Genomic DNA, 11,096 nt, shown 5'->3' with positions numbered 1-11,096 from the left:
TATTCCGATAGGCATTGCGCCCCTCTTTATCGTTTTGTTTTCCCCTTCGTTTCCGTTGGGACTGCAAAGGTAGAAATCTTTTCTGAACTTCCAAAAACTTTTTGAAGTTTTTTTTCTTTTCCCTTTTTTCGATTTCCGCGTTTAACTCTCGTTAAACCCTTCTTTTTTCATGGCTCCTTCTCTCGAAGTAACCGTCCCTCCCTTGCGGAGTGGTGCAAAGATAGGGAGTTTACTAACAAACTTCCAAGCCTTTTGTTCTTATTTATTTCATTTTGCCCTTAACTGCCTGGAACGGTGCGAGATTCTTTTTGTAAAACAGGTGATCGGAAGGCTGGGATGGCTGATCCGGCTGCCAGATTGGGCCTTCACAGACCCCCAGGTCATCATATATAGTATGGAGGCAGGCTTCGCGTCGGATCTATTACCAATTTCGTTTAACTTTTGTTCCTAATTAATAGGGGTATTACAGGGGGATAACAGGGGGTTAACAGGGGGTTAGCAGGGGTATAACCCCTATTAACCCCCTGTTAAAGCGGTGTAATAGTGCTGTTAATTACAAATCAGTATTCAATTTGAGCCTAAGCAACGCAACAACAGCCCTCCCCTCTTTGTCAAAACTGCCGCTGAAACAAGCAAAATATCAATATGAAAAGCCAAATGGTCTTTGACAAACAAAATGTAAATGAAACCGTATATTCGTAATAGCAAATTAAAATCTTCCTTATTTTGAACGGACTTTTCAAAATTTACAAAGTTGACGCCGATGAGGCACTGCGCATACAACAATCCAAAAACGAAATACATCAACATGATTTCGAGGAATTGATTATTGGTGTGGCAGGAAAGCTCGAACATTTTATCGATTTTAAAACAAAAACCTACACCGCTCCATTTATAAGTTTTGTCACTCAGGGCAAAACCCACCGCGTCAAACCTCTTTTGCATAATAATAACATTGAATTTTGGGTCGTTCGATTTAAAAGTGAATTTATCCCCGAAACGACTTTCCAGCTCTACGCCCACTTTCATGAAAATGCGACATTCACCTTCGCCAGCCCCAACTGCTTTGGGCGATTGATCGTCTTGTGTGAGCTAATGCAACAGGAATGCTCACAAAATAGCGTAGACTATGCGGTTATCAAGCAGCTATTGAGCACCATCTTTACCATGATTGAATCTGAACGAAAAAGGCAATTTCCAGACAGCCAACAGCAATTGAAAAATCAGAGTACAACGTTCACAAGCTTTCTATCTATACTGGAAGAGAACTACCGCCGTCCTGAAGGCGTTAATTTTTACGCGGAGAAGCTTTTTATGTCGACACGAAACCTAAATTTAATTTGTCAGAGCATATTACAACAAAGCGTTTCTGAGATTATCGAAACACGGAAACTTATTGAAGCAAAAAACCTCTTGTTGACAACGACTAAAACGATCTCGGAAATTGGTTTTGAACTCGGTTACCAAGATAAAGCCTACTTTACCAATGTCTTCAAAAAGAAAGCAGGCATGACGCCTTCGGAATTTAGAAATGAGATCCAAAAACTTATTTCCGAATAGCGTACAACAGATTTCCGAATAGTACAACAGATTGACAGGATAATGATACCGCCTAGCCAAGCCCATCCCCTACCTTTGTAGTAAAAATTGACGCAGCCACATCATATCAAATGCGTAGAAAGGATTTTATTAAAATTATGGCAACATTACCATTAGCTGGAGTAGCTCATAAAGCAAACTCTTTATATAAATTTTCCGAGGAACTGGAGGCAACGGACAAATTTCCGGTCTTATTTTTAGGACATGGAAGTCCCATGAACGCCATAGAGGACAACGAATTTGTCCGCGGATTCAAAAAAATTGGCCAAACTTTCGAAAAACCGAAGGCGATTCTTGTTGTCTCGGCACACTGGGAAACACGTGGAACATTTGTCACAGCGATGGAGCATCCCGCCACCATTCATGACTTTGGCGGTTTTCCTCAGGCATTATTTGATGTCCAATACCCAGCTCCGGGCAGCCCGGCGCTCGCTTTAGAAACACAGCGTACTGTCAGCAAAACAGACGTTCATCTCGACGACAAATGGGGGCTGGACCATGGATCATGGTCTGTAGTCAAACATCTATACCCTGATGCAGACGTTCCTATTATTCAAATGAGCATCGATTACACACAGCCTGCAGCATACCATTATGAAATTGCACAGCAATTAAACGCGCTAAGAAAAAAGGGTGTACTCATTATCGGTAGCGGCAATATGGTGCACAACTTACGGATGGTCGCCTGGGACAAACTCGATACGGCAGGCTATGCGTATGAGTGGGCTACTATAGCCAATGAAAAAATGAAGAAATTTATTCAGAACGGCAACCATCAGGCGCTCATAGATTTCAGAAAACAGGGCAAAGAGTTCGACTTGGCAATTCCAACTCCTGAACATTACCTCCCTTTAATCTATACCTTGGGTTTACAGGAGAAAAATGATGAGTTGTTTCTCTTCAACGACAATTCAGTGGCTGGATCACTGACCATGACCTCTTTGAAAATCGGTTAAGCCTCCAGCATACCTATCAGGAATATCCAACAATACCAGCCCATTCCATTAACCGAGAAAAAGGCCAATGGAATGGGCTTGTTGTATACAGTACTCCGCTGAGTTGGAAATAATCTCGAAATTTCCATGACAAAAAGTGCTTTGATTGCAGCGCTAGGATCGATAAATTTGTTTGAAACAAAACAACGTACTTGAACTTAACTCATGGCAACAAAACCTGTTATTGAAATTGAATATTGTCCAAAATGCAATTGGATGCTGCGCGCCGCCTATATGGCGCAGGAGGTACTGAGTTCGTTCACCGATGAGATCCATGGAGTGATGCTGGTCCCCAGCGAAATTGCAGGCCGTTATACAGTACGGGTAGCGGATAAGGAGATATTCGATCGAAAAAGAGCCGGTCGATTCCCCGAAATAAAAGAACTCAAACAACTGATCCGTGATCTGGTCGCACCAGATAAATCCTTAGGTCATTCGGACAAATCTCCTTCATCCAACATGTAATTTAGCATAAATCGGATTTTAAAGACTTCTTCTTATTAGCAACTTTGTATAAATTAAATGAACAATCATGACTATTCAACAAGAAGTAGATTTTCAACGTATCGCCAAGGCCATACATTTCTTACAGGAAAACTTTAAGTCTCAACCTACATTGGGTCAGATCGCTTCTCATGTTTACATGAGTGAAGCTCATTTTCAACGCATGTTTACCGCATGGGCAGGTACAAGTCCCAAGAAATTCTTACAGTACGTAAGTATAAATTATGCAAAATCATTGCTCAAGGAAAAAAACATTGCTGAAACAACATTCCAGCTTGGCCTTTCCAGCAGCAGTAGACTTCATGAACTATTTATCAACATTGAGGGGATGACTCCCGCTGAATATAAAAATGAAGGCTCCAATTTATTGATTTCCTACGCGTATTATCAGAGCTTATTCGGCACAATGCTAATTGCATCCACCTCAAAAGGTATTTGTCATATTGCCTACGCTGATGATAACATAACAGCTTTTGACGCTCTTCAGCAACGATTTCCGAACGCAACATACCTACAACAGGGGAACAGCATGCACGAGAATGCACTCAGCGCATTAAATCCCCAAGATAAAGATATCCGTCAGGTAAAATTACATTTAAAAGGCACTGATTTTCAATTGAAAGTCTGGGAAGCTTTATTAAAAATCCCTATGGGTAACTTAAGCACTTACGGTGCTATCGCTTCTCAAATCGGAAACCCCAAGGCTTCCCGTGCTGTCGGCACAGCTGTTGGAAGCAATCCGATAGCTTACCTTATCCCCTGTCATCGTGTTATACAAAACAGCGGTATATTTGGTGGTTACCGATGGGATCCAATGCGGAAAACAGCGATGATCGGATGGGAGACTTTGCATACGGCTATTTAGTAAACACACACAATACGATAACATGGAACTTTTCGACAATCTCTTCGATGGCAATAGAAATCTACTCCCTTACGATGGGACTGTCAATTATTATGGTAAAATACTACCTCCACAGGAAGCAAACCACTATTTTGATAGACTCATGGACTCGATCGAATGGGTAAATGACCGTGCCATTATTTTTGGAAACGAAATCGTCACCAAACGAAAAGTGGCTTGGTATGGCGACCAGGCTTTCGAATATAGCTATTCCAACACCACTAAAAGGGCGCTTCCCTGGACAAAGGAACTTCTTGAACTGAAAAAGATTGCCGAACAACAAACACAGGAGACGTATAATTCCTGCCTGTTGAATCTTTATCACAATGGCGACGAAGGAATGGCCTGGCACAGTGACGGTGAAAAAGACCTCAAAAAAAATGGAGCAATTGCTTCTTTAAGCTTTGGTGCTGAACGAAAGTTTGCCTTTAAACATAAAACGAGCAAAGAAAAAATAGACATCATCTTGGGCCATGGAAGTTTATTGGTGATGAAAGGTCTTACACAAACGTATTGGTTGCATCGGCTTCCACCGACAAAAAAGGTGTTCAGTGCACGAATTAATCTGACATTTCGAAGCATCGATCAGCTGTAATCTTACAGCCCCAGGGTAAGGCTTACAGGAATGGACACCTAGTTGTAGGCAGACTTCAACAGCATTCAGTCACCAATCGTGTCAACCTTTTCAAACATAAAGGCTGACACGATCGATCGGGTTATTTAATAACGTCCCAGCTGTTGTCCTTGGCGGTGTAATCCATAAAAATGCCACCGTCCAAGGTAATATTTTTCACCTTTTTAGTCGAAGTCCAAGTCAGGATTACCTGTTTTTCATTGTGTTGCCAAATTGACGGAGTTTGATGTTTTGTCTCCACCGATCCATCCGTATAGGTAATCAACACATCAAACGGAATTGCAAATCCCCCGATATTGGTGATCGTCAGTGTATTTTTACCAGCAAGCTGTTTAAAACCATTCACCTTAAGGTCAATGTAATTATTGGTGAAATACCAATTTTTCCAATACCAGTTTAAATTCTGCCCAGCTCCAGCATTGATGCTATAAAAGAAGTCCCAAGGCGTCGGATGTTTTCCATGCCATAGCTCCATGTAATGGTGTAGTGCTTTTTTAAACAGTTCATCACCCAGGTAATCCCGTAACGCAATATAAGACAATGCGGCCTTGATGTAGGCATTGTTGCCGTACCCTAAACCACTCAACTGAGAGGTCATGGTAATCAAGGGTTGGTCTTCTTCGGTAGAGGGGTCAAAGATATAGCGCTTTACACGGGCATCTTTGAAAAGTTCTTTATTTTTTTCGGCACCAATCTCCGCATTTCCAATCCAGAATTCCAATGCAGTAGCCCAGCCTTCATCCATATAACCGTATCGCGTCTCATTGATACCCATGTAAAAAGGGAAATAGGTATGTGCAATTTCATGGTCCGCTGTTTGCCGTGCGTCCACAAGATTATCTGGGACACTCGAATCGTTAATCATCATCGGATATTCCATATCTGCAAACCCCTGAACGGCTGTCATTGTTGGGTACGGATAGGTGACACCAGGCCAATTTTTAGAAAACCAGTCAATGCAATATTGCTGCCAACCAATGTATTGTTCAAAATCTGCTGTTCCGGCGACATAGCTTGACTGCACACTCACGCGCTTACTTCCCAAATCTACACTTCCGCCATCCCAGATATAATTATCACTCACACTGAAACAAAAATCAGGCACATAGGTTGCTTTAAATTTCCACTTATTCCAGGCTTCTTGTGTTGTCACTTTCCCCGCTTTCATTTCGGCATCTGTCGCGATATGTATTGGCGTATCGCTGACTTTTGATTTTTCGAAACGGTCCAGAATAGGTTTCTGCAGTACATCAGCCGCATTTGTCAATTCACCTGTCGCCCAAACAACAAAGTTCTTCGGAACAGATATCTCAAATTGATAATCGTTGAAACCATTGTAGAATTCTTGTCGGCCATTATGTTCCAAAAGATCCCAACCATTATAATCGTCGTATACAGACACACGCGGATAAGAGTAAGCACAATAAAAGGTGGAAGCATTCAACAGCCCTTCACGGTCGCTTTCGACAGATAACGGATATTCCCAGCTAATGTCCAATGTTGCAGTCCTTCCCGGAAGGATTTTCTGCCCAAAATCACCTAACTTCACCGTTCCCCAGTCCTTGCTGTTTACGTCGTAAACTTGACCATTCAGTTTAAACGATTTAATCTTTAGGCCCGAAGTCAGGTAGTCGTCCGAAGCGTATGCAGCACGTACCGCATTAGGTTTGTGCACATTGTTCACAAATCGGATAGCCAAGCGTTTCAATGTATCGGGACTATTGTTTGTGTACAGAATAGTCTCTGTTCCACTCACCATCTTTGTAGCCGGATCCAATTGCACCCGCACATCATACTTACCAAAATTCTGCCAATAGTTTTTCCCTGGTAGACCCGTTTTGGTACGGGTTCCCTTCTCGATCGCTTGCTGAATATTTCTCGGGGTATACAGTTCTTGCGCATGAGCTACCCCTGTCAATAAAAGCAAAGTCAATCCATAATTAAATATAGTGCGTCCTATCATATCCTAGTTTAAATAATCAAACTAAGATAAATTTGCTGTGATTTGCAAGTTTAATTCTCCTGCTTCGCAAGAAAAATAAACTTCTTCAACACAATACCACATTTGCATTTGTTCAGAGATCAAAAAAAGACAGGCTCCGAGTACTTGAGAAAACATTTTATTTTTTTTGACGTTTAGTTTTAAGATAGACCCGAATGTATGCATCAACTTTTACGTTTTAACGATTTCTTCCGACATGCTTTTTTAGGAATACTTTTAATTTCAATCCCTACGCTGCTCGCTGCTCAAACCGATGCAAAAACAGACTCTCTTGCACAGTACAAACATCAGCGTGACTCGGCCATGGCAAGTCAATACGATATATCGGATTTAATCGGAAGAATAATCCATCCCAAACGAAAAAAGGAACACGCGAGTAAACGCTCTCCCATCACCTTAATGCCCAACATTGCCTACAACCCAACCATAGGTGGTCAGATCGGAATCAAGGCTGTCGCGGGGAAAGTACTGGGTGACCCCAAAACAACGACCATGTCGATCGCAGCGACATCCGCCTCAATCACCACAAAAAACATCATGGTCTTCTATATTAGTCATAATATCTTTACCCCCAACAATAAACTAAATTTTCAGGGCGCTTTTGCACTTGTCAAAATGGTCGCTTTAGATGCGGGTTTGGGCATGACTCCCCATGGAAAATGGAACAATGCCGATGAAGAGATCCTTGCCAACCCCGACCATAAGAAATACGGAGCAAAATATAACGCGTTTACATTTAATGAAAAAGTCTATAAACGTATCGCCGACGGACTATTTGTTGGAGCCGGATTGGCGTTTGACTTACGACGAAAAATAACCAGCAGCGGCCCCAATGGCAACATTACACCCAATACCATCTACACCGAAAAACATGGCTTCGAGCCCGACAGTTATAATTCCAATGGACTATTGCTCAATATGCAATACATGACAAGAGACAACCCCAATAGGCCTTACAAGGGTATCTATTCGGATATCGGTGTGCGATGGAACACAACGCTGTTGGGCAGTAGCAAAAGTGCTGTACAGCTTACCACCGACTTTCGAAAATACTTTAGTTTATCTCAGTCCGACCCGGCTCATGTACTTGCCTTCTGGTATTGGGGCTCCTATAAACTCGGTGGTACACTCCCCTATTTTGATCTCCCCGGAACGGGAAGAGACGTAGCCGTCAGAAGCGGCCGCGGTTACACCATTGGTTATTTCAAAGGAATTTCTTTCGGTTATGCCGAAACAGAATACCGCTTCCCAATTTTAAAGAATCGCTTTTTGAGCGGAGCTGCTTTTTTTAACCTACAGACTGCCAGCGACGAACTGGGCACCAAACTTTTTGAAAGGTGGCAACCTGGGGGTGGTGCCGGATTACGGGTACTCTTTAACAAAGCAACACGCACAAATCTATGTCTGGACTATGCCTTTGGAAAATATGGTTCCCGTGGTTTCTTTTTGGGGCTGAATGAAGCTTTCTAATTCCAGATTGCGACAGCTTTGTTTGCCATAAAATAACTAAATTAGCCGATGTTGTTGCTCTTTCTATTCACGAAGAGTGACTGAATTGGCATTGACGATATTTCATCATGAATTTAAAAACCTTTTTTCTATACATTGTATTATTATCAGGTCTTGTTTCCTGTCATCAGACAAAGACGCCAAAAACAACGAAAAATGACGTACAAAAAAAAGAACAGGTAGTCCCTCCTGCATCACCACCGCTCCCATCGGATACTTCGAGCTACGATAGCCCCCGTTTTGCAGACCGAATAAAGGAACAAACGCAGCAGTTAATGAAAATGAACGATGCCGGCCTCTTCGATAAACTTCACCAGAAGTTAACGACAACACTAAGTGCAGACCAGAAAGATTATTTTCTTGGGCATCCTAACTTGGCTGTTTTAGCGATCGCGAAAGGGAATATCTTCAAAAATGGCCCCGGAGACTTTGGGTATATGCTGTACAACAAAGATAATCATCACATCGAGATCACCTTGTTCGATCATAAAAACAATACATACAACACACTGTATAAAGAGTTAAAAGTTGTCAATACCCTTCAAAATCTGGATTGTTCATCCAGCTTTGGATCGCTCGATTATCTCGTTGCTTCCGAACTGATTTATCAAGAGGATTATATTCGATTAAACAATTCAAATTACCTGATTGACGACAATTCCTTTGATGTGACCGATATTTCGACGAACAAAAACTTTGATTTGCAGCGGGGATGTCTGAACAAAAAATTCTCAAAAGAAGCCATGGCCAACAGTCTTTGTGTACCGACCAGCTCCGTATATGCGAATTTTCAATGCCTAAAATACAATAAGAAAAAGCAGATTTTTGAAATTTATTTCAGTCAGGAATTTGCAGACTAAGCCGACCAAACCCTAACGATGAAAAGATATTACCTACTTGCTACCCTTGGTTTATGTAGCAAATTATATGCGCAGGAAGTGGATACTACGACTAATCGGCTAGAACAAGTCGAAGTTAAAGCCTACTTCAATAAACAACCGCTATTGCGATTGACATCTTCTGCGGCTGTGTTAAGCAGCCAAATGATCCAATCCCAGCAGTCGCCCTCCTTTGTTTCAGCAATGAACAGGGTGCCGGGTTTACGCATGGAAGAACGTTCCCCTGGGAGTTACCGGCTAGCACTCCGTGGGAGTATGATCCGTTCACCTTTTGGTGTTCGCAATGTCAAAATATATCTGGACGACTTTCCATTTACTGACGCAGGCGGGAACACCTACCTTAACTTGATAGATCCATCCGCAATAGGGCAAATAAATATATTGAAAGGTCCAGATGGATCGATCTATGGGGCCAATTCAGGCGGTGTACTCTCCTTTTATAGTAAAGGATTTGATCGATCTGACAAACCTGAAGTCAACCTCCAATTAACGGGGGGCTCCTACGGTCTTTTCCAGGAACAGTTCAATGCAATATTACCCATCAACCAGACTCAGCAACTTGCTATCAATCAAAGTTGGACAAGAAGTGACGGTTATCGCCAGAATTCAGCCTTAAACAAAAAGAATATCCAACTCAATTACAATTGGCAATATGCAAAAACATCCGAATTAAAATTCACCGGTTTCTATTCGGATCTCGGTTACCAAACTCCGGGAGGGCTCACCGCAGCACAAATGGAGAGCGACCGCAGGCAGGCCCGGCCTAAGGGCGGACCAAATCCTGGTGCTGCTGAACAAAAAGCAGCAATCTACGATAAAACATTCTTTGGTGGACTGAGCAACCAGACGCATCTCAGTTCTAAGATGACCTTATTCGCCAGTGTATTTGGTTCATCCAATCAGATCAAAAATCCCTTCATCACCAATTACGAGAAAAGAGATGAAAAGAATTTAGGAACGCGCCTGTATTTATCTTATGTGGATCTGTTGAGCCAAGATTTAAAATATGAAGTCCAACTGGGCTTGGAAGCGCAAAAGGGATGGTATGCTATTGACAATTATGACAACGCCCAAGGTGTCGCTACCGATCCTCAGGCCAAGGACAAATTGGAAAACAGTCAGCAATCATTTTTTGCACGCACCCAACTGGAATGGCTAGAGCGTCTCCAGGTAGAGCTGTCGCTCGGATTAAATGAGAATAAAATTGGCTACCAGCAACGTTATCCTGTCGCACAAGAAAACAAAGAAAATATCGATTTCGGGAGTACCTGGATGCCACGAGCAGCACTATCCTATTTGATCACTCCAATGCTTGCACTTAGAGCATCGATTTCTAAAGGTTTCTCTGCACCAACTGTTGCTGAAGTCCGTTCGTCAGACAATACAATTAATACGATGCTGAAACCAGAAACAGGTACAAACCATGAATTTGGGCTTCGTTGGCATTTGTGGAATCGCCGGATTATTTTAGATGCAGCGGCCTACACGTATCAAATGAACAATGCCATCATCCGACAGGTACGGGATAATGGTGCTGAATATTTTCAAAATGCGGGTAAAATAAACCAAAAGGGATTGGAAGCATCGCTATTCATGTATTTGATCAGGCCTCAAACAACCGGTACGGTCCGTAGCCTACAGCTGACCAGTAATTTTTCCCTCAATGACTACAGTTTCAAAACCTATCAGGTAGGCGACAAAAACTATAAGAACAATAAACTTCCTGCGGTTCCTAAAACGGTATGGGTAAATTCGTTGAATATACTTTTCCCGGATGAATTCCAGTTGGATCTTCTTTCCAATTTAACAGCAGCAATACCACTGGATGACGCAAACACTGTTTATGCCAAACGGTATCATCTTTTACAAGGCAAATTATCCTGGAGCAAATCTGTCTGTTCACAGCATAAAATTAGATTTTTTGTTGGGGCCGACAATCTACTCAATGAAAAATATAGTCTTGGAAACGATATCAATGCTTTTGGAGGACGGTATTTTAATCCTGCCCCTTTACGTAATTATTATGGCGGAATGAGTTTTAATTTTTAAC

Annotated in this window: 9 protein-coding genes; 8 read left to right on the top strand and 1 reads right to left on the bottom strand. The window is 42.1% G+C overall.

What is annotated here, in order from left to right:
• The first annotated feature begins 726 nt into the window (after positions 1-726).
• From B4N43_RS03900 to B4N43_RS03880, 5 genes are all read left to right on the top strand, one after another.
• Positions 727-1,560: an AraC family transcriptional regulator gene (locus B4N43_RS03900; RefSeq protein ID WP_286732888.1), complete on the top strand. Its 834-nt coding sequence runs from the start codon at positions 727-729 to the stop codon at positions 1,558-1,560.
• 137 nt (positions 1,561-1,697) lie between these two features.
• A complete protein-coding gene (gene ygiD / locus B4N43_RS03895; protein WP_286732886.1) occupies positions 1,698-2,555 on the top strand; it encodes a 4,5-DOPA dioxygenase extradiol in 858 nt (285 codons plus the stop codon).
• Positions 2,556-2,759: 204 nt separating this feature from the next.
• Positions 2,760-3,059 (top strand): SelT/SelW/SelH family protein, encoded by a 300-nt coding sequence (locus B4N43_RS03890; RefSeq protein ID WP_075993960.1) that lies wholly within the window; start codon positions 2,760-2,762, stop codon positions 3,057-3,059.
• Between the two features lie 67 nt (positions 3,060-3,126).
• Positions 3,127-3,963, top strand: coding sequence for a methylated-DNA--[protein]-cysteine S-methyltransferase (locus B4N43_RS03885; RefSeq protein WP_286732883.1), 837 nt, complete (start codon positions 3,127-3,129; stop codon positions 3,961-3,963).
• A 22-nt stretch (positions 3,964-3,985) separates the two neighbouring features.
• On the top strand, positions 3,986-4,597 hold the full coding sequence (locus tag B4N43_RS03880; protein ID WP_286732882.1) for an alpha-ketoglutarate-dependent dioxygenase AlkB family protein: 612 nt from the start codon (positions 3,986-3,988) through the stop codon (positions 4,595-4,597).
• 121 nt (positions 4,598-4,718) lie between these two features.
• Here B4N43_RS03880 and B4N43_RS03875 read toward each other — a convergent pair whose 3' ends face one another.
• Complete coding sequence (locus B4N43_RS03875) at positions 4,719-6,599, bottom strand: M1 family metallopeptidase (protein ID WP_075993962.1); 1,881 nt, start codon at positions 6,597-6,599, stop codon at positions 4,719-4,721.
• 198 nt (positions 6,600-6,797) lie between these two features.
• On the opposite strand from B4N43_RS03875, the gene B4N43_RS03870 reads away from it, so the two are divergent.
• The 3 genes from B4N43_RS03870 to B4N43_RS03860 all read left to right on the top strand — a co-directional run bounded on the left by B4N43_RS03870 (position 6,798) and on the right by B4N43_RS03860 (position 11,095).
• The gene (locus B4N43_RS03870) at positions 6,798-8,108 is read left to right on the top strand and encodes a BamA/TamA family outer membrane protein (protein WP_201667367.1); all 1,311 of its coding nucleotides are present in this window, start codon (positions 6,798-6,800) and stop codon (positions 8,106-8,108) included.
• A 107-nt stretch (positions 8,109-8,215) separates the two neighbouring features.
• Entirely contained in the window at positions 8,216-9,007 is a 792-nt protein-coding gene (locus tag B4N43_RS03865; RefSeq protein ID WP_286732880.1) for a hypothetical protein, read from the top strand.
• Between the two features lie 18 nt (positions 9,008-9,025).
• Entirely contained in the window at positions 9,026-11,095 is a 2,070-nt protein-coding gene (locus B4N43_RS03860) for a TonB-dependent receptor (RefSeq protein ID WP_286732879.1), read from the top strand.
• The last annotated feature ends 1 nt before the right edge of the window (position 11,096 follow it).

The sequence above is a fragment of the Sphingobacterium sp. UBA1897 genome, from assembly GCF_002337775.1.
In the GTDB taxonomy this organism is placed as follows: domain Bacteria; phylum Bacteroidota; class Bacteroidia; order Sphingobacteriales; family Sphingobacteriaceae; genus Sphingobacterium; species Sphingobacterium siyangense.
Note: the sequence above shows the minus strand (reverse complement) of the source record. Positions and strands in the feature narration are given on the sequence as shown.

What these genes read in the sequence shown, in the direction of transcription:
- B4N43_RS03860 (WP_286732879.1), top strand. Translation starts at nt 9,026, where the DNA reads ATGAAAAGATATTACCTACTTGCTACCCTTGGTTTATGTAGCAAATTA.
- B4N43_RS03865 (WP_286732880.1), top strand. Translation starts at nt 8,216, where the DNA reads ATGAATTTAAAAACCTTTTTTCTATACATTGTATTATTATCAGGTCTT.
- ygiD (WP_286732886.1), top strand. Translation starts at nt 1,698, where the DNA reads ATGGCAACATTACCATTAGCTGGAGTAGCTCATAAAGCAAACTCTTTA.
- B4N43_RS03890 (WP_075993960.1), top strand. Translation starts at nt 2,760, where the DNA reads ATGGCAACAAAACCTGTTATTGAAATTGAATATTGTCCAAAATGCAAT.
- B4N43_RS03880 (WP_286732882.1), top strand. Translation starts at nt 3,986, where the DNA reads ATGGAACTTTTCGACAATCTCTTCGATGGCAATAGAAATCTACTCCCT.
- B4N43_RS03875 (WP_075993962.1), bottom strand. Translation starts at nt 6,599, where the DNA reads ATGATAGGACGCACTATATTTAATTATGGATTGACTTTGCTTTTATTG.
- B4N43_RS03870 (WP_201667367.1), top strand. Translation starts at nt 6,798, where the DNA reads ATGCATCAACTTTTACGTTTTAACGATTTCTTCCGACATGCTTTTTTA.
- B4N43_RS03885 (WP_286732883.1), top strand. Translation starts at nt 3,127, where the DNA reads ATGACTATTCAACAAGAAGTAGATTTTCAACGTATCGCCAAGGCCATA.